The 19,135-nt window shown below is 57.8% G+C and carries 13 protein-coding genes; 10 read left to right on the plus strand and 3 right to left on the minus strand.

The features are described from left to right. Positions 1 to 95: 95 nt before the first annotated feature. The 7 genes from EXZ61_RS21005 (at position 96) to EXZ61_RS21035 (ending at position 11,068) form a co-directional block, all read left to right on the plus strand. Entirely contained in the window at positions 96 to 1,709 is a 1,614-nt protein-coding gene (locus tag EXZ61_RS21005) for a type I restriction-modification system subunit M (protein ID WP_142813872.1), read from the plus strand. Then, positions 1,706 to 3,046, plus strand: a complete 1,341-nt coding sequence (locus EXZ61_RS21010; protein WP_201799095.1) for a restriction endonuclease subunit S — start codon at positions 1,706 to 1,708, stop codon at positions 3,044 to 3,046. Before EXZ61_RS21005 ends, EXZ61_RS21010 begins: the two co-directional genes overlap by 4 nt. 8 nt (positions 3,047 to 3,054) lie before the next feature. After that, positions 3,055 to 3,948 (plus strand): OST-HTH/LOTUS domain-containing protein, encoded by an 894-nt coding sequence (locus EXZ61_RS21015; RefSeq protein WP_142813873.1) that lies wholly within the window; start codon positions 3,055 to 3,057, stop codon positions 3,946 to 3,948. After that, entirely contained in the window at positions 3,945 to 7,229 is a 3,285-nt protein-coding gene (locus tag EXZ61_RS21020) for a type I restriction endonuclease subunit R (RefSeq protein WP_142813874.1), read from the plus strand. Before EXZ61_RS21015 ends, EXZ61_RS21020 begins: the two co-directional genes overlap by 4 nt. Positions 7,230 to 7,231: 2 nt before the next feature. Continuing rightward, positions 7,232 to 7,942, plus strand: a complete 711-nt coding sequence (locus tag EXZ61_RS21025) for a YgjP family zinc-dependent metalloprotease (protein WP_142813875.1) — start codon at positions 7,232 to 7,234, stop codon at positions 7,940 to 7,942. A gap of 219 nt (positions 7,943 to 8,161) precedes the next feature. Further along, positions 8,162 to 9,310 carry a dsDNA nuclease domain-containing protein gene (locus EXZ61_RS21030; RefSeq protein WP_168224846.1) on the plus strand — a complete coding sequence of 383 codons (1,149 nt, stop codon included), beginning with the start codon at positions 8,162 to 8,164 and terminating at the stop codon, positions 9,308 to 9,310. Positions 9,311 to 9,343: 33 nt separating this feature from the next. Next, complete coding sequence (locus tag EXZ61_RS21035; RefSeq protein WP_142813877.1) at positions 9,344 to 11,068, plus strand: hypothetical protein; 1,725 nt, start codon at positions 9,344 to 9,346, stop codon at positions 11,066 to 11,068. Positions 11,069 to 11,723: 655 nt separating this feature from the next. Here EXZ61_RS21035 and EXZ61_RS21040 read toward each other — a convergent pair. Continuing rightward, the gene (locus EXZ61_RS21040; RefSeq protein ID WP_142813878.1) at positions 11,724 to 14,492 is read right to left on the minus strand and encodes a UvrD-helicase domain-containing protein; all 2,769 of its coding nucleotides are present in this window, start codon (positions 14,490 to 14,492) and stop codon (positions 11,724 to 11,726) included. Positions 14,493 to 14,814: 322 nt separating this feature from the next. Here EXZ61_RS21040 and EXZ61_RS22440 point away from each other — a divergent pair, with 322 nt between their 5' ends. The 3 genes from EXZ61_RS22440 to EXZ61_RS22445 all read left to right on the plus strand — a co-directional run bounded on the left by EXZ61_RS22440 (position 14,815) and on the right by EXZ61_RS22445 (position 17,829). After that, on the plus strand, positions 14,815 to 15,543 hold the full coding sequence (locus EXZ61_RS22440) for a hypothetical protein (protein ID WP_168224847.1): 729 nt from the start codon (positions 14,815 to 14,817) through the stop codon (positions 15,541 to 15,543). Between the two features lie 469 nt (positions 15,544 to 16,012). Continuing rightward, complete coding sequence (locus EXZ61_RS21050) at positions 16,013 to 16,678, plus strand: hypothetical protein (RefSeq protein ID WP_142813879.1); 666 nt, start codon at positions 16,013 to 16,015, stop codon at positions 16,676 to 16,678. Between the two features lie 329 nt (positions 16,679 to 17,007). Next, entirely contained in the window at positions 17,008 to 17,829 is an 822-nt protein-coding gene (locus tag EXZ61_RS22445) for a hypothetical protein (protein WP_178084872.1), read from the plus strand. Between the two features lie 61 nt (positions 17,830 to 17,890). Here the strand turns inward: EXZ61_RS22445 and EXZ61_RS21060 are convergent, their stop codons facing one another. Together EXZ61_RS21060 and EXZ61_RS21065 are read right to left on the minus strand one after the other, a co-directional pair. Then, a complete protein-coding gene (locus tag EXZ61_RS21060; RefSeq protein WP_142813880.1) occupies positions 17,891 to 18,247 on the minus strand; it encodes a cytochrome P450 family protein in 357 nt (118 codons plus the stop codon). A gap of 398 nt (positions 18,248 to 18,645) precedes the next feature. Continuing rightward, a complete protein-coding gene (locus EXZ61_RS21065) occupies positions 18,646 to 18,933 on the minus strand; it encodes a DUF6471 domain-containing protein (RefSeq protein ID WP_142813881.1) in 288 nt (95 codons plus the stop codon). Positions 18,934 to 19,135: the final 202 nt, after the last annotated feature.

A 19,135-nucleotide genomic window follows, 5' to 3' on the forward strand; every position in this document is an offset into this window, starting at 1 on the left:
TCAGCGCAATGCCTGTATCCAGCCCTGCTTGATTTGACGGTTCGCAGCAATACATCGGACGTCTCGTCTATTTCCCTCCCTAGAATCAGTGACATATGGCAAATCAACTGACTCTCGACACCCTCGAATCATGGCTCTGGGAATCCGCCAACATCCTGCGTGGCTCTATTGACTCATCGGACTTCAAGAACTACATCTTTGGCTTGCTGTTCCTCAAGCGCTTCAACGACGTGTTCGAGGAGCGCGTCGTTCAGTTGATGAAGGATGAAGGCCTGAGCGCTGCTGCAGCTGAAGAAGAGGTCGAGGACAAGTGGGGGCACTTCCCAAACACGGCACGGTGGCCTGAACTCATTACCCGAACCGAGAACATCGGCGAGGCTCTAGACAAGGCATTCGCGACCATCGAAGCGAACAACACCGAGCTACAGCACGTTTTGACCGCCGCCCAGTACGGTGACAAGCGCGTGCTGTCGGATGCCACCCTGCAGCGTCTGCTACGCCACTTCAATCAATACAAGCTGGGCAATGCCGACCTCTACAAGGCAGACATGCTGGGCGACGCCTATGAGTACCTGATTAAGCAGTTCGCTGACGACGCCGGCAAGAAGGGCGGCGAGTTCTATACGCCCAAGGCCGTTGTGCAACTGGTGGTGGAACTCATCGACCCGCAGCCCGGCCACAGCGTGTACGACCCGACCTGTGGCAGCGGCGGTATGCTGGTGGAAAGTGCCCACCACGTCGCCACTCTACCTGGCGGCACTCTGCTCGGCGACAAGCCCAATGTGCTGCTCTTCGGGCAGGAGAAGAACCTCGGTACATGGGCCATCGCCAAGCTGAATCTCTACCTGCACAACATGCGGGCCGAGATTGAGCGCGGCGACACCTTGGTCGAACCCAAGCACCTTGATGGCGACTACCTGAGGACCTTTGACCGGGTCATCGCCAACCCGCCGTTTTCGGCCAAGCAATGGTGGTCCCCACTGGAACTGGCCAACGAGGCGGAACAAGAGGGCGACAAGAAACCCAAAGCACCAAACTATAAGCAGGTCAGCGACCCCTACGGCCGCTTTGTCTACGGTATCCCACCTCGTGGCTATGCCGACCTCGCCTTCGCCCAGCACATGCTAGCCAGCCTCAAGGCAGACGGCCGCATGGGCATCATCCTGCCGCACGGGGTGCTGTTCCGCAGCGGCGAGGAAGGCAAGATTCGCGAGGGTCTGCTGTTCGGCACCGACGCCGCCAGCGGCAATCAACCCGGCGACCTCATCGAGGCCGTCATTGGTCTGCCCTCCGCCCTGTTCTACAACACTGGCATTCCGGCCTGCGTGCTCGTCCTGAACAAGCGCAAGCCCGCTGCGCTCAAGGGCAAGGTCATCATCATCGACGCCAGCAGCGACTACCTTGAAGGCAAGGCCCAGAACAGTCTGCGTCCGGAGGACATCGCCCACATCGCCAGCACGCACAAAGCAGCGTTTGAGCACCAGTCCGAGGTGGAGAACTACTGCCGCGTGGTGACGCTGGACGAAATCCGCAGCAACGACGGCAACCTCAATATTGCCCGGTACATCGACAACGGCGAGACCGAAGAGCCCGTCGATGTGGCAGCCACCTTGTCGCAACTGGCGACGCTGGCTGAGGTAGAAGCGCAGATTGATGCGCGCCTGAATGGTTATCTGGCCGAGTTGGGGCTGCTGGAGACCGGGGCATGAGAGCACCGGGAGGCGATTCGCTCAGGGATACGTCTGTCGGGCTGGTCACATCAGATTGGGAGATGGGCGTTGTCGGTGACTTTGTGGCTGCGCTGCAGGCTGGCGTGAGCGTTAACGCAGTTGAGACCGACACCGGCTGCGCTCAGGGCGAAGTCGGTGTCCTGAAGACAAGCGCAGTGCTGCGGGGCAAGTTCTTCCCAGCGCAGCACAAAATAGTTGTGCCTGAAGATGTTAATAGAGTTGCAACAAGTGTTGTTGCGGACCGAATCATCATCAGTCGCATGAATACGCCAGCGCTGGTCGGTGAATCGGGCTATGTGACCGCAGATGAGCCAAATCTGTTCTTGCCAGACCGCTTGTGGCAAACCGAGCCGTCGCCACGACCACATTCCCAAAGGTGGCTGGCGTACTGGTTGCAGCATTCAAGCATTCGCCGGTTGATTGCTTCTGGTGCAACCGGAACCAGCAACAGCATGAAGAACATCTCGAAAGAGACGGTTCTGTCGCTGCCCATTCCGCGAACGCCGTTGCCTGAGCAACAAAGAATTGCCGCCATCCTGATGGCCTTGGACGACAAGCTGGACGTAATTGCGCGCCAGATTGAAGCTACCCAGACCCTCAAGCAGGGCCTGATGCAGACTCTGTTCAGCCGGGGTGTCGGCGCCAACGATGCTGATGGCCGCTGGGTGCCGCACGCTGAGTTCAAGGACTGTGAGCTAGGAACAATTCCAGCCGCATGGAGCGTCTCGTCTATTGGCTCACTGTTCGAGGTAGTCGAACGTGCAATCAGGATGGCCGACGAACAGAGCTATCGCCGTGTAACGGTAAAACGTCGGTACGGCGGCATTGAGCTTCGCGATGAACAGCGAGGCAGCGACATCAAGGTCAAGAGTCAGTTTGCGCTGGAGGCGGGTGATTTCCTGATTTCGGAGCGGCAGATTGTTCATGGCGCCTGCGGCATTGTTCCCAGTTGGCTCGCCGGAGCATTGGTGTCCAACGAGTACTTGGTGCTCAAGGCGAAACCCTCCGTTGATGTCCGGTACTTCAATTACCTTGTTCAGCAGTTGAAGTACGCGAAGTACTTCATGCTGTGCAGTCAGGGCGTGGACATCGAGAAGTTCCTTTTCAAGCCCAAGGATTGGCTCAAGAAGCTGGTGCCGGTCCCTCCCGTCGTGGAGCAAGCCCGAATAGCGGATGTGCTTGCCACTGCGGACGAAAAGCTGAACGCACTGAGCGCCAAGCAGAATGAATTGCAGCAAGTGAAGCGAGGCCTGATGCAAAAACTCCTCACCGGCGAATGGCGGGTCAGCGTGGACGCCAGCGCGGCCGGAACGTAAGGACCGGCATGGCGTCGCAGGCATTGCTCACCCCAGCCACACCGCTTGAACTGCAGCGTGATGTGCAGCGCAAGCTGGGGCAGTGCCTGCTTCGTCTGCAGCAATACGAAATCCTGCTCAAGGCATTAGTGGCTCATGGCGACATTGCAGGACCACCTGCAGGGCTGCAGGCGGTGCGAGACGCACAGCTGGCCTGCGCCAAAAAGAAGACCTTAGGCACTTTGGTCGGTATGCTGACCGAGCGCCATCTGACCTCGGCCGAGGAGGAAGACAGCACCGATGAGCCGCAGGGTGATGGTGGCATTTGGTTTCGATTTCGTTTTCAGGTGGGGCTCGACGCCAGCCAACATCAAGCCACCACAGCGGCATTGAAGGAGTTGGTGGACCTGCGCAATGAGTTAGTTCACCACTTCTTGCAGAGATTCAACATTTGGGAGAGTCAGGGCTGCATAGACGCGGACGCCTATCTGGACGCCTGCTACGAGGCCATCGACGGCCACTACCTGACCTTGCGCGGCTGGGCGCAGGGCATGGACGAGGCCCGAGCATTGATGGCATCGTTTATGAGCACGGCAACGTTCGAAGACCTGCTGGTCAACGGCATAGCCCCAGATGGAACGGTGGACTGGTCTGCCAGCGGGGCCGTGCGCTGCTTGCGAGATGCTGAAAATCGGCTTGCAACTGAAGGTTGGACCCTGCTCAGCACCGCGACCAATTGGATTCGCGCACAACACCCCGACCAGCATCCCCAGCGCTACGGCTGCGGTAGTTGGCGACAAGTCATCCACGAGTCTCGGCAGTTCGAGATTCGCAGGACGGTGAACATAGAACAAGGCTGCGGCGAGGTTTGGTATCGCAGCCATCAGGAGGAAGCCAGCATGCAAGGGAACAAAAGTCCATGAGCCAGTCACCTGAAAAGACTGGCGTCGAAACGCCTGCCATCGAGTCGCTGCTCAAGCTGGGCTACACCCATCTGCCCGGCAATGCGGTGCAGGTGGAACACCGCCACCTCGCCCCTGTACTTGACGATGTGCTCCGGCCCCGGCTGCTGAGCCTGAACCCGTGGCTGGCCACGGCACCCGGCGGGGTGGATGCGGCCTTGATTGAACTGCGCAAGCGTGTCAACGACGAACTGCTCCCGGCCAACAAGGCGTTCTGGGAACAGGTGGTGCACCGCTCGGACATTCAGGTGAAGGATGCCGACGGCAAGCCGCGCAGCGTGCGCTTCTTCGACGCAGGCAAGGTCGCCCACAACGATTTCCATGTGGTGGACCAGTACGTCGGCAGGAATGCCGATGGCGACATGTTCCGGCCGGACCTGCTGCTTTTCGTCAACGGCCTGCCGCTGGCGACCATCGAATGCAAGGCCAGCCACCACCGGCTGGATGAAGCTCTGGCGCAACTGGATGGCTACCAAGCCAGCTTCCCGGCGCAGTTCGTGTTCAACCAGGTCTGTGTGGGCCTCAACCGCAGGCAAGGCTTGTATGGCGCCATCCTGACCAAGCCCGCCTTCTATGCACGCTACCGGCTGCAGGACGCCGAACTGGCGGCGGTGACCGCTGTGCTGGGCGCTGACCCGAGCGAGCAGGACCAACTGCTGTGGGCCTTGTTCGAGCCGAGCCGGTTTCTGGAACTCATCTCCCACTTCGTCTTGTTCGAGACTCGTGATGGCAGGACGGTCAAGAAGCTGCCGCGCTATCAGCAGTGGCGTGCGGTACGCAAGACCATCGACCGGCTGACGGCGACCCAGCCCATCGGCGGGGTGGTCTGGCACACGCAGGGCAGCGGCAAATCGCTGACCATGGCACTGCTGGCTCGGATGCTGCGAGCGGACAGCACGGGCTTGAACAACCCGACCGTGCTGGTGCTGACCGACCGCAAGGACCTCGACAAGCAAATCTTCGACACCTTCCACGCCGTGGGCATCAAGGCCATTCAGGCGGTGTCGGTTGACGGCTTGGTAAAGCTGCTGGGCAATGACTACGGCAGTGTGTTCACCAGCACGGTGCAGAAGTTCCAAGAGAACGAGCCGGCCGCTGATGCCAGCGACAGCGCGGCGGATGAGGAAGATGACCTCCTGCAAGCCACTCGGCATAGACGGGTGCGCGAGGGCAAGGACTTCTTCATGTTGGAGGAGCGCAATGCCAACTACGGCCAGCACGATGAGGACGGCGTGCTGCTGGACGCCAAGTGGGAAGAGGTCAGCCGGGAGAAGGTGAACTTCCGGGTACTGAGCGCCAAGCCGAACTTCTATGTGCTGGTGGATGAAGCACATAGAAGCCAGTACGACTTCTTGGCGGCCTTCATGCGGGCCAGCCTGCCCAATGCCAAGTTCATCGCCTTCACCGGCACGCCGCTGCTGAACGACGACAAGCACACCTTGGCCGAGTTCGGTGGCGACACCTACATCGACGAATACCGCCTGCACGAGGCTGTGGCTGACGGCGCCACGCTGCCCATCAAGTACCAAGACGCATGGGTGAAGCTCGCGCCCAGCAGCAAGCTGGACCAAGCCTTCAAGGACCAGTTCGCGCAGGAAGATGAAGCGCGACAGCAGGCCCTAAAGAAGGAACTGCTGGCCCGGTGGCGGCAGGCCGGAGACCGCATGGAGCAGGTGGCGGCACATTTGGTGGAGCACTTCATCACCAACGTGCAAGCCAAGGGCCTGAAAGCCATGCTGGTTTGCGACGGCCGCGACATGGCGGTCAAGTACAAGGACCTGTTGGATGGGCTGATGCAGGACCGGAAGGCCAAGGGCTTGCCGACCTTTGAAAGCCGCGTCGTCATCTCGCTGGCCAGTGCCACGGCATCACGTTCGGGCGCCAGCGAACATGAAGAGGCCGCAGACCGTGGGGCGGACAAGGAAGCGGTTCAGACCATCGAAGAGCGGGTCAAGGCTGAAATCAAGGCGGGCAAGCAGCCCGTCGCACTGCCAACCGAGCAGATTGCCAACTTCGTTTCCAAGCTGTTCCCGCTGCCCTACGGCGATGAGTCCAAGGGCAAGGACGGACAGCCCCATGCGAACAACATCGGCCTTTGCATAGTGTCCGACATGCTTCTCACGGGATGGGACGCCCCCATCGTGGGCACCATGTACCTCGACAAGCCGCTGAAGGAGCACACGCTGCTACAGGCCATTGCTAGGGTGAACCGGACGATGGCAGGCAAGAACGCGGGCTACATCGTGGATTACCACGGCGTGGTGGAGCACCTCGACCATGCGCTGAAGATTTACGGCGGTGAGGTTCAACCAGCCCAAGTGTGGGAGGGGGTTGAAAGCGAACTGCCCAAGCTGCAGGCGACCCTTGACCGCATCCTGACCCTGCTGCCCAAGAAGCGCGACCCGGTCAGCCAGCGCGAGGACTACAAGGACGATGCGGAGCGTTTCCTCGACCCCACCACGCGGTTGGATGCGGTAGAGGACTTCCTCGACTTGGTGAAGCGCTTCAACCGCAGCATCGACATCATCCTGCCGGACGTGCGGGGCGTGCCGTTCAAGCCTTACTTCACGCTGTTCGCTGAAATCCGGCTGATGCTGCGCGACAAGCTGCCCGGTGCGACCCATCGCGAGCGCATCACGCGACTGGAATCCGCGCTGCTGCAGCAATTGCTGGACGAGTACATCGACGCCAGCCCGGCCAAGAGCTTGCTGGGCAAAGAGGTCTCCATTCTGGACGCCAGCGACATGGCTCGCCTGAAGAAGCTGGCGAGTCCCGGCAGTCAAGCGCTGGTCATGAAGAATCAGTTGAAGCACACGATTGCCACCGGCAGAGACAAGGACCCAGCCTTCTTCGACAAGCTGGCTGAGGAACTGGAGAAGCTGCTGGCTGAGGAAGCTGCCGGGCGCATCAGTCAGGCCCAGTTCTTGGAGCAGCTCGACCTGTTCGGGCAGCGCATCGCGGACAAGGACAAGACCGGCTTCGAGCACCCGGCCCATTCGGCGGTCTATCACTATCTGGCGTCGCTGCTCAGCGAGGAAACGGCCCGCATTGCCACGACCAAGCTGTTCGAGGATGCCGAACTAAGCCGCACGATGGCAGCGGCTAACTGGAAACAGATGCATGACCTACACCCCGAGTTACGGTCGCTGTTACACAAGCTGCTGATTCCACTTGCTGGGTGGGAGCGTTCAGTTGCTAGAGAACATGCCAAGCGCATCTTCGACATTCTTTTGAAGAACTGACGATGCCGCTTCTCCAGTACGGCCAATCCACCATCGAGTGGCATTTCCAGCCCGAAGTCAAGCTGAAACGGCACTACGTGACCGTCGAGCGTGGGCGGCCAGTGCTGCTGCGCGGGCCGGTGGTGGACACGGCCGAACAGGAAGCTCTGGTACGCCGCCGCGCTCGCTGGATTCGCGACAAGCTCTTTCTGGTCAATCAACCTCGGACCGATGAAGCCATCGTCACCGGAAGTCGCTTGCGCTATTGCGGCAGGAGCTACTTCACCGAGGTACGCCATTCCCCAAGCCTGGATAGCCCGCAGTTGACTTTCACTGCGTCGCGTTTCGTCATCGAGACTCCAGATGGTCCGAGCATCCAGCCGGAAGCGCTCGCTCCCCTAATGGAGGGCTTCTATCGTGAGCGAGCTCATGAGAAGCTGTTGGCTAGAGTACGTCACTGGGAACGACAGACCGGCTTGCAAGCACGGGGGGCGCGCATTCGCCTGTTCCAGAGCCGTTGGGCTAGTTGCAGTGCCCACAATGTGCTGGAGTTCCACCCTCGAGTGATGGAGCTTCCAACCAGCGTGCAGGACTACGTCATCGTCCACGAGCTATGTCACACTGTCGAGAAAAGCCACACCAAGGCGTTTTGGTCGCTGGTGGCTCGGCATATGCCTAACTGGCAACGCCTGCACGCTGCGCTCGAGAGTGCTGAGTTTGGTGGGGAAATATGAGCCATAGCGCTTTGTTCGTGGCCAGGTCTCCTGTCCAGCACGCATACCGGATTTAGGGCATCCATCGGGGCGGCCACTTCCAAGAGAAGAATCAAAAACTTTTCACCCAAGCTTGAACACTAATCACTAGGCCGCTGGTAAATCTTCCTGTTCCACCTCTGCGTACAATGGCCTCAAAAAGCCTAGCACCAAGATGCTAGCCCCAATGAGAGGAGCATTGTGACCACATCTAGTGGAGCCGCTGAAGTACTGCATGTCGCTAACAAACCTGGACTTACTGAGTCGGGCGGTGGCCATGGAGCTAAAGGAGTTGACTTCCAACGTTGGTGGTCAGTGCTTCGCATGCTCGAACTTGAGCAATCCGGTGCAGAAGACTTCCTCCTCCTCTTTGAGTCAGTGCAGGACGTTACGGAGCTTGATTCGGCTTCAACACCCACATTCGCTCACATCTACCAAGTAAAGAAGAAGGACCGGAACGAATGGTCATTTAACGACCTAACCGGAACCACTGTCCCAAAGTCCAGTAAATCCAAGCCGACACCACCGATAAAGACAAAAGTAGAAGGTAGCCCTCTAGGGAAACTCCATCTAAGCCTTGAAGCCTTTCCTCAACTACCCGTTGATGGATATTTCATCTCAAATGCAGGCTTTGACCTTCCCCTGGCGACTGGCGGGAATGCTGCAACTTCGATGCCTTGCACGTTAGCTGACCTTGCTCCCCAGCATGTGGCGCAGCTCACAGATGCATTGCAACTCTTGTGCGGGACAGGGGCGCAACCGCCCGACCTTCACCGGTTGAAGTTGAAGAAGGTTCCGCTTCACCCTGATGTTCCCAATAGCCATGTAATTCATGTTGCTTTGGACTTCCTTAGAAATCGAAGCCCACGACATGCTGGTCAAGCTGCGTCATTCGCAGAATCTCTGGTAACTCAGGTGTCCCCACTCGGCAGACACACCGATGTGTGCGCATCCTTTGAAGAATTGGTCAAAGAGCGTGGTTTTGCGAGAAGCGACTTTGTCGCCGCCTTAGGCGCACTTGAAGCGACTCCGGACTATTTGGCGTACCTCGAGGATTGGTTGAAGCAGCTGCAGACGGAGGGTATGGACTTCATGTTGGCAACAGGAATTCGTAGCCAAGCTGCTCGGCTCTACAGCGAGAAATTGTTAGCAACTACGACGCCGACCATCCAGTCTATCAATGAATTCTGCGACCAATGGATTAAGACCAGTCCACCGGGGCCGAAACTGCTTCCCTTCTTCGAAACAGGCCTTGCAGCACTGAAGACCAAATTCACTGGATTTAGGGATGCGGAATTAATGGCGCGTTTCGCGCTGAGGGCAATCAAATCATGCGTGGACCCGACTTAAGACTCTTGGTACGGAGTTTGAGAACAAAAAACTATGAAAAGCTTTCGCTTCGAAAACATATGGCTGCTCTCGCACCGCGACAAGCGAGCGAGACAGGTCAACTTTCATCCACACCGGAACCTGATTCTGGGGCGGAATCACACAGGCAAGACGAGCCTAATACGAAGCCTGTTTGAGACCCTTGGAGCCAAACCCGAAGGAAAGCTTGAGTCTTGGGATGAAAGCTCAGTGTCGCTGGTGGAATTCTCTGTAGATAAAAAGCACTACTTCGCTTTGCATCAAGATGGTCGCCGCGCAATGTTCAACGCGAACAATGAGTTAATTGCGACGACATCAAACTTTGCCGAGTGGTCAGCGCTTTTTTGCGAGATAACAGAATTCAACTTGGTGTTTTCGGACAAAGAATCTGAAGTCAAGCCGGCGGCCCCTGACTGTTTCTTCCTGCCGTTCTACATTAATCAAGATGGAAGCTGGCAATCCGAATGGAATACCTTTCGAGGGATGCAGAGGTTCCGCGCTCCATGGGGAGCCATCCTCGAATACTTCACCGGCGTCTGCCCACCTGAGTATTACCGCGCAAAGGCGGAACGTGACCAGGAAGCTCGACAACTTGACGAACAAAAGCGTGAAGCCAAGTTACTGGAGCGTACTCGCGAGCGCTTTGGTCGCACATTGGCACTCTCCGGCCCTAAGGTGCAATCTGAAAACTTTGAACATGAAATTGAACGACTCACCCACGAGGTCACTATCCTCAATAAGCAGCAAGAAGGCTTGAGAAGTTCAGCTCTGCGCGAGCAGGACCTACTGAGCAGCTTGCAGCAACAAATTCGGCTGGCTGAAGAAGCATTGGCTTCCTACGACCGGGACTCGACGTATTTACGAGCGGAACCGGATGAACCCCTGGTTTGCCCGGTATGCCACGCTGAACATGGCAAGTCGTTTCTTGACGTTCTATCGTATGCAGAAGATGCGCGGGTGCTGAGAGACTTAGTCGCTCGACTTCGCACAGATGCTGATGAAGTACGACGTCGATACGCAGTTACAGCAGCTGCACTCGGCGCACTTAACGAAAACTATTTGAGGATTTCAAAAGTCTTGGACACCCGGAAGGGTGAGCTCAAGTTTAAAGATGTCGTTGACAGCATGGGTGCCGAAAGCGCTTTTGCCGCCTTTGAAGCAGAGCGTAAAGAACTCCAGACGGAAATTGACAAACGCCTTGGGGCAGTCGACGCCTTGGATGAGCGCATGAAGGAGCTTCGGAGCAAAAAGAGGTCCAAGGCCATCCTTGATGCATTTCGAGATTACTACGCTGCGGGCAGGATTTCGTTGGCGCTGCCAAGCGTAGAGATGGCCAAAATACGGCTTACCAGCCGCCCCGACCTCTCCGGCAGCGGCGGTCCACGTTCAATCTTGGCCTATTACGCAGCGCTGTGGCGCACATGCAGCGGCAGCCTGGGAGCGTACAGCGTCCCCGTTGTCATCGACTCGCCAAACCAGCAAGGGCAGGACGATGTCAACCTGCCTACAGTTCTGAAGTTCATTGCCAATGAACTACCGAAAGACATGCAACTCATTGTTGGCCTCGAGTCTGCAGCTGATTTTGTTTTCGACAAGGAACTTGTCCTCGACAAACAATACTCGCTGCTGAACGAGGAAGAATGGGCTGGAGTTGAGTTGGTTGTCGAGCCATTGCTTCAGAAGATGCATGCCGCAATGCGTGAAGATGCCAGCCCATCTAGGCTCAGCCATAAACAGTAGTGGGTGAGTTGAGCCGCGTTTACAACTGACTACGGTTTTCTTGGCAGTGTGCCTTCTGAGCCCTGACAACTCGCACGGAGAAGCGAGTTAGGTCGATGGCCTATCGGAAACCAAGGTTACTCCCTGGTTAGAACTGCATCACCTCAGCCTTTCTTTTCGCCTCAACCAGCGTCCTAATTCTGTCCCGTATCCATAGCGCTTCTGGTTCGGTCACACTCAACCGCGCCCACTCCTGTTTTATCACCCACTGGTGTAATTTGTTGACGTAATCGTCTAGGCTCGTGACTTGGCCTGCTCGTATCCGATTGACCGTATTTGTCACTAGCTGTTGAACGAGGTCCTCACAAAACCACCAACGACGATAGACAGCAGCCTCATCGACTACCCCTGAGTTAAATCGGTCGGCTGGTGGGAGTCGCAATTGTTTTAACTGCTCACCACTGAGGCTTACTGGCGCGCTCTTTCGGGGGAAATCTGCAGGCGCTCTCTTCACTCCATCCACAAAATGTTCCTTATGTTCTGAGGGGGAGCGACGGTAACACTTATGCCGCGTGGCACGCTTGACAAAACGGCCTATCGCTGTCTACCCAGGGTAAACCCCTAGTAAAAAATTTGCCGTTTGGTGGCGCGAACGTCTCAAGTGCAGCGACACCCCCTACCGATTTCGTTGCCTCACGGAAGATTTGTCTGAGCCGTGCTGGACTTTCTGCGTGTGCTTGCACTTTGGGAATGCACTGCACCCCATGAACAGACCATACTTGCCCCGGCGCTGCACCATGAATCCCTTGCCGCACTGGGGACACAGCTCCTCGGAACCGACCGACCCGTCAAGTTTCCGTAGCCCAATCCGGTGCTCCTTCACCAACTCTGTGATGAAGGGAGACTCCCTGTGCGCCACGGTGACCAGCGTCACCGTCTTGCGAGCCCTGGTCAGCGCGACATAGAACAACCGACGCTCCTCAGAGAACTCATACCCGTCACCTCCAGGCATCGCCAGCCGCAACACAGGGTCGTCAGCCACGCCGCTCGGAAAGCCCAGAGTCTCCGAAGTCACTCTCGGCAGGATGACATGGTCGCCTTCAAGCCCCTTTGAAGAGTGAACCGTGATGAACTCCAGCTCAATACGAGTCTGGTCATAGTCCAGCGGTAGATAGCTTCTGTCTTTCCGGTATCGCCCCAAAAGTAAGACCTTTTGCTTGCGGCCCGGGCTGACTGCTTCCGCGATTTGCGCAACCCTCTTGGCCACAGCCGTTCGAATCTGAGTCTCATCGTCGACCCGGACAATGCTCACAGGGTCATCCACCTTCGGCTGTGATGACCGGACCACCTTTCGCAGCTGAGCTGGATTCTTCTGAACGAACGCACTGCTGATATCGCACAGCCCCTGCGGGCAACGGAAGGTGGTCTCCAGCTTCAGCGTGACCGCGCGTCCGAACTTACTTTCGAAGTCAGTCATCACGCCCAGGTCAGCACCTGCAAACCGGTTGATGCTCTGCCAGTCATCGCCCACTGCAAACAGATGCTTATTCGGGGCATTTACCAGTGCCGCGACCAACCTGGCTCGGGCCTGGCTAGCGTCCTGGAACTCATCCACCATCACCAGGTCATATGGACTGGTCCACCGACCTTGTTCAATGCAATCGGTGGCGAGGTTCAGCATGTCGTCGAAGTCGATGCAGTTGGCTTGCTTCAGGCGAGCTTCCCATTCCTCGGAAATCCGCTCTGCCAGCCTGAGGAACAGTGTATGCCGGAACTTGAAGTTCCCCGCAACGCCGGAATCTAATCGAGCGCGCAGCTCACTTTGCGACAGGCGATTGCTCTTGCAATGCGTGATGAATGAACGGATGGTTCGGGCAAGCCGTGGGTTCTCGATGGGTGCCCGCCCTGGTACTGGTCGTTCGGGGTTCGGGTCCAGCGTTATGCCAAGCTTCGGTAGCTCTGTCTCAAGGTACTGGAAGGCTTTGCCCGACCAAAGGTCAGCCATGGTCGTTTCAAGGAGCTTGGTCTTGTGTTTGGCGTGGATTTCCCGCTTCCACGTCATGCCCTCCTTGTAGCCCACGAATGAGGGAGGGGTCTCGCCTTTTTCATTCACCGCCCAGTGCTCCAGGTAGGCGCCGGCATCGGGAAAGTAGAAGTCCGGCTTGTACTGTCGATGCTGCGCATCAGCGGTGTCGACCTTGTAATCTGACTCGTAGACGTACTTGACGCCGTTGTAGAAGAGCCAATTTGCAAGTACCTGCTCGCCGCGGCTCTTGACCACTTCGTTGTTCAGCGTCCTGAAGCCCTCTTGCTTGCTATTTCCGTCCCATGAATCCGGAGACTCTTCCTCCTTCCCAAATTTGGGAAGGTCCTGGCCCAGAACGATTCTGAAGATGTCCCAGCTGGCGCGGAAGACGACGTCTCGGTCCTTGAGGTCATCAACGATTGCCAACAGATGCTCCAGGTCCTTGCCGCTGTCCTCAGCCCAAGGCGCCAGCGAGGGTCGTTTACCGGTCGCCTGCCCGATGACATCGAGGCCAAAGGCATGGAATGTCTTTGCCACGACGCGCTCTGCCGGCAGTCCAAGAGGCGTCAGCCGTTCCTTGATGCGCTGCCCAAGCTCCTCGGCGGCGTCAGAGTTGAACGCCAGTAGAAGCATGCGCTCCGGTTCGAAATAGCCGTTCTTCAGCGCGTAGCCCGCCTTGGCGACCATCGTGGAGGTCTTTCCCGACCCGGCGGAGGCAACCAGGAGCACACGGTTATCGAGGCAGACTACGGCCTTGGCCTGCTCTTGGGTAAGGGGAGATTTTTCAACCGTCTCGAAAAACTGCTTTGAGGCGCTGAGCTGCTTCGCAAGCTGACGCTCATTAGCGTCATGGGCGAATTCCTGTAGGTCTTGTTTCCAGAGCTTAAAGGCCTTCTGGACTTGCTCAGATTCACCTTCAATATGCCTCACCACCTCGGGTGCGGATAGCAGGTCGCTCAAGCCGGTTGGCTTGTCCCTCTGCTGTCGTTCTACGAATTCCCTCGTGAGCCATCCCTTCGATTGCAGCTGCGCTTTCGCAGCCTGAATCATTTGTGCTGCCCAGGTCATCACTGGCGTGATGGAGGACTTGAAAGTCCGGAGCAGCTCGGCAACCCGTGCTTGGTATCGGATGCGCTCTACTGCTGTTTGGATTTCTTGCCGCAGCCTCTCGGCATTGCTGTTCGGAATTCCATCCAGGCTGATTCGCCGACCTCCTGACCTCGACATGCCAATAGCCGACCAGATGATTCCCCGCTTGACCGTGACGTCTGAGAGCTCCAAGACGTTTCCGGCAAGAGTCGACTGATTCACCTTCAAAGTGAACTGCTCCCCTTGCAAGGTGAGTTGCCAGTCAGGTGCTCCAGTAAAGAGCTTGCCGAAACTGGACGCCCCCCAAGTTTTGTTTATTTCTGCGGCCATATTGGCAAATCTACCTGAACGGCTTGGATTTTTTGAAACTGACTGTCCAGCTCAGTGGGATTTCTGCTCGGCCTTTAGGCACCCTCAATGCGGTTTCTTTGATTTATGGGCGTCGTCCAACCCTATACGTAAAACGACCATCGCGCGCTGTGCACAGGTGCCCCGTCGCGCGGCGTATCAATCCACTTTGTTGAGAACACCCATGAAATTTCGCATGCCCCGTCTTGCTTCCGCGTCTACCCTCGCCTGCAGCCCCGCCTCTGTTGTGAATACGTCGCTTCGGAGGACGCTAAAAGCCGTTCTTCTCTACGGGTCGTTGGCGATGGTCGGCCTCGCGCAAGCTGGCGTTCTGACGGTTACCGCTTCGGGTGCTTCGGCCTCCTTAAACCTCAATGGCAACGGCGTGGTGGACGCTTTCGTGTTCAGCCCCACGATTTCTGCTGATGCCACCAACTACAACGTGAAGAGTGCGGCATTGGCTGCGGGCTGGAACGGCACGAAGAAGTTGACAGCCAATATCACCATCAACAGCGGGGTGGTGGTTTCAGCCAACACCACATCCATACCAGCTTTTGACACAGGCACCGGATTCCCTGGCGGCTCGACGATTACCCTGACCAACAACGGATACATCATTGGTATGGGGGGTGCCGGGGGTAGTTTTATTGGTGGGCCTGGTTCTGGTGGAGCTGGCGGTCCAGCGCTTAAGGCTCAATACGCTATGACGGTATCAAACACCGGCACCATTGGCGGCGGTGGCGGCGGCGGCGAGGGCTGCATAAACGGCGGTGGCGGCGGTCGGTCTGGACGAACGAACTCTGCCGGTGGGTACAGCGACGGCACATTCGGCGGGCTCTCTGGGGCCGGAGGTACCTTTAGCACTGCTGGGCTCGCAAGGCCTGGTTACTATAACGGAGGAGGTGCTTGGGGAGCAGCAGGAGGTGACGAGTCCTGCTCCGGAAGCACGCCAGGTGCAGGAGGAGCAGCAGTGATTGGAAACGCCAACATTACTTGGACAGCGACCGGCACTCGGCTCGGCGCGATTAATTGACGTGCCAGAGAGACGCCACGGAAAAGCCCTCGCAAGGAGGGCTTTTCTGCTTTAACGGTGTTCTTCGAGCGCAAGAGGACTTTCAGCGCTGCCTCGACGAGGCTTTTGCGATTTATGTGTGTCGTCCAACCCTATACGTAAAACGACCATCGCGCGCTGTGCACAGGTGCCCCGTCGCGCGGCGTATCAATCCACTTTGTTGAGAACACCCATGAAATTTCGCATGCCCCGTCTTGCTTCCGCGTCTACCCTCGCCTGCAGCCCCGCCTCTGTTGTGAATACGTCGCTTCGGAGGACGCTAAAAGCCGTTCTTCTCTACGGGTCGTTGGCGATGGTCGGCCTCGCGCAAGCTGGCGTTCTGACGGTTACCGCTTCGGGTGCTTCAGCTTCCCTGGCCCTCACTGGTAACGGGGCACCAGATGTCTACGTTTTTTCTCCGACGATTTCGGCTAACACGCAGAACTACAACTTGCGTGCAGCAGCTGTTGTCGCTGGTTGGGACCAAGTCAAGCCACTCAAGGCAACGGTGACGGTCGCTTCTGGGGTGGTGGTGGGCTCCAGCAGTACGGGAGCGTATGCCTTTGATACCGGGGTCACGTTCCCGGCCGGCACGACGCTGTCGGTCATCAACAACGGCTACATCGTGGGCCGCGGGGGTGCTGGGGGGGATGGCCGCAGCACCCAGTCGCCGTATATCTGGTCGGTGCAAGCAGGTTTTCCAGGAGGGCCTGCGTTTCGCGCCCAGGCCACGATTTCGGTTACCAACAATGGAACCATTGGGGGCGGTGGTGGTGGTGGTGGCGGCGACTATGGCGTTATGAATTCAGGTGGGAGTGGGGGCGGGGGCGCCGGTAACACGGCAGGCGCGGCAGGGCGCCGTGGATTGAACTCCGATGGCAACTCCTACAACGCGCCGGGTTCTGCCGGAACGCTTACAGCCGGAGGGGCTGGGGGCTACAGCGGCAATGCCAGCGGCAACCCTTCCGGGCAAACCGCTGGCAATGGCGGCGGCTTGGGCGCAGCTGGCGCTACATCATCCTCTGGCTCAGCGGGTGGCGCTGGCGGCGCTGCCGTTACAGGCAACGCCAACATTACTTGGACAGCGACCGGCACTCGGCTCGGCGCGATTAATTGACGTGCCAGAGAGACGCCACGGAAAAGCCCTCCTTGCGAGGGCTTTTCTGCTTTGACGGTGTTCTTCGAGCGCAAGAGGACTTTCAGCGCTGCCTCGCGAGGCTTTTGCGATTTATGGGTGTCGTCCAACCCTATACGTAAAACGACCATCGCGCGCTGTGCACAGTGCCCCGTCGCGCGACGTATCAATCCACTTTGTTGAGTACGCCCATGAAATTTCGCATACCCCGTCTTGCTTCCGCGTCTACCCTCGCCTGCAGCCCCGCCTCTGTTGTGAATACGTCGCTTCGGAGGACGCTAAAAGCCGTTCTTCTCTACGGGTCGTTGGCGATGGTCGGCCTCGCGCAAGCTGGCGTTCTGACGGTTACCGCTTCGGGTGCTTCGGCCTCCTTAAACCTCAATGGCAACGGCGTGGTGGACGCTTTCGTGTTCAGCCCCACGATTTCTGCTGATGCCACCAACTACAACGTGAAGAGTGCGGCATTGGCTGCGGGCTGGAACGGCACGAAGAAGTTGACAGCCAATATCACCATCAACAGCGGGGTGGTGGTTTCAGCCAACACCACAGCCACCCCAGCTTTTGACACAGGCACAGGATTCCCTGGCGGCTCGACGATTACCCTCACCAACAACGGCTACATCCTTGGTATGGGAGGTGCCGGAGGCGCCGGAGGCGGGAGACAAACTGGGGGTGCGGCTGGGTTAGCAGGTGGCCCGGCATTACAAGCCTCTTACGCTACCAGCATAGCCAACTACGGCACTATAGGCGGGGGAGGAGGCGGTGGAGGAGGCGGTGGCGGCACTCAAGTATGGTCGCTTCTCGCGGTAAACGGGGCTGGAGGCGGTGGTGGGGGTGGCATGGGGCTTAACGGCGGCGCGGGGGGCTCTCCGGGGGTGGGAAACGGGGGGACGAATGCAACTGCAGGGACGGCAGGCACCAAATCTACTTTCGGAGCTGGCGGCTCCGGTGGTGGTGGCACGTATTATGGTGGCTCAGGCGGAAATGGTGGGGCTCTAGGAGCTACTGGGTCAACGGGCGTGGCTGGTAATGGCGGCGCTGGCGGCGCTGGCGGTATGGGCGGGGCTGCAGTTGTAGGCAACGGCAACATCACTTGGACCGCTACTGGCACTAGGCTCGGCGCGATTAATTGATGTGCCCGGGAAAGGCCCTCCTTGCGAGGGCTTTTCATTCATGGATTCAAGAGAGCTGATTTCACCCACTGGCACCGTCAGCTTGCGCATCCACAAGCTGGCTGACACGCTCAATCAACCAAGCTCGCTCCTTCGGGGTGATATCCCATCCAGCCGCCAGAATTCCACGCTCCAAGGAATGGTAGTGCCCCCTCAGGAAGCGAATCTCGCCAATCCGCATGCCTTCAAGAGTGTCCTCTGCCAGTTGTTGCGCTTTCTCCTCTACCCAGCTCCAACGCTCCCTGACTTCGTCTAGCGTGGGCCCAACAACAAAGCGTCCATCTATCTGCCGAGCCAACAACTTGGGCTGAAAACCAGATACCCCGCCAAGAAAATAATCTCGCGGGAAGTCCTCTGGGACATCGCTCTCCGCTGTCATATCGAGACCTCCTCACATGCTCGTCAATCGAGCTTTGAGGCTACTGTTTTTTGATTCCCCTGTGAAGTTCCAAAACAGGCCATTCGGCGCTACACGACGCAGCAATAGTTAAGCGTCGGTCTATGTTGAGAACTTAACTTTGATTCATTTGCGAAGCTCTATAGCGCAGAAGGCCCCATTCCGGAACTGTTCAATGACTGCGAAACCCTGTAGGATTTTCGTGTGACCATCGGCTGAGCTCTGCCCGCGTCTCTTATTGAAGAGGCACGGCCCCTTTTTATGAAAGGGGTACGCAGATGGAATGTCGTGCATTGCCGATTGCAGTTGGACTGGCAACAGCCAGCCTGTGTGGTTGCCTGGTGAAGCGCAGTCATTACGCACTGCGCCAACCCGCACCTTCACCGCTTCCGTGGACGAAGCTTCTTCTGTATTTCAACGTCGGCCGACTGCTGACCTTGAAACGCAATCTCGCTGACTCCCAACGCCTGCAGAAACAGCAGGAAGAACCCGGCGTCGAAACTGCCTCGACTGATGCGGCGAGCCAGTGTTCGCGGCGCAATCACTATGCCCTGCTCAGCCAGCACGTCGGCCAACTGACGCGCGGTGGACAACCCCCGCAGTGCAGCGGCATCCAAAAGAAGTCGACGCGCGAATTCCTTCCAGGGGTCATCCAAGTCTGTTTCCATGCTCAGGCTTTCAAAAAATGTTCGTCAAGCGTGCTTCTTCGAAATCTACCCGAGGCACTGGGAGCTTTCGCCAAGGCACCCCCAGGAAATGTTACTAGGAAGGTGACAAATCTGTCACCTCCATCTAATCCGACGCTTTACTCCTGACCCAACAAATTTTGTGGGGGGCTGAGTTCAAGCTGGTGCATGCCAGCGGCCATGA

Origin of the sequence: Rhodoferax aquaticus (assembly GCF_006974105.1) — a bacterium.
GTDB lineage: Bacteria > Pseudomonadota > Gammaproteobacteria > Burkholderiales > Burkholderiaceae_C > Allorhodoferax > Allorhodoferax aquaticus_A.

Bases quoted from the DNA above. Each gene is read 5' to 3' on its own strand.
- EXZ61_RS21005 (WP_142813872.1), top strand. From the start codon at position 96: ATGGCAAATCAACTGACTCTCGACACCCTCGAATCATGGCTCTGGGAA.
- EXZ61_RS21010 (WP_201799095.1), top strand. From the start codon at position 1,706: ATGAGAGCACCGGGAGGCGATTCGCTCAGGGATACGTCTGTCGGGCTG.
- EXZ61_RS21015 (WP_142813873.1), top strand. From the start codon at position 3,055: ATGGCGTCGCAGGCATTGCTCACCCCAGCCACACCGCTTGAACTGCAG.
- EXZ61_RS21020 (WP_142813874.1), top strand. From the start codon at position 3,945: ATGAGCCAGTCACCTGAAAAGACTGGCGTCGAAACGCCTGCCATCGAG.
- EXZ61_RS21025 (WP_142813875.1), top strand. From the start codon at position 7,232: ATGCCGCTTCTCCAGTACGGCCAATCCACCATCGAGTGGCATTTCCAG.
- EXZ61_RS21035 (WP_142813877.1), top strand. From the start codon at position 9,344: ATGAAAAGCTTTCGCTTCGAAAACATATGGCTGCTCTCGCACCGCGAC.
- EXZ61_RS21040 (WP_142813878.1), bottom strand. From the start codon at position 14,492: ATGGCCGCAGAAATAAACAAAACTTGGGGGGCGTCCAGTTTCGGCAAG.
- EXZ61_RS22440 (WP_168224847.1), top strand. From the start codon at position 14,815: ATGGTCGGCCTCGCGCAAGCTGGCGTTCTGACGGTTACCGCTTCGGGT.
- EXZ61_RS22445 (WP_178084872.1), top strand. From the start codon at position 17,008: ATGGTCGGCCTCGCGCAAGCTGGCGTTCTGACGGTTACCGCTTCGGGT.
- EXZ61_RS21060 (WP_142813880.1), bottom strand. From the start codon at position 18,247: ATGACAGCGGAGAGCGATGTCCCAGAGGACTTCCCGCGAGATTATTTT.
- EXZ61_RS21065 (WP_142813881.1), bottom strand. From the start codon at position 18,933: ATGGAAACAGACTTGGATGACCCCTGGAAGGAATTCGCGCGTCGACTT.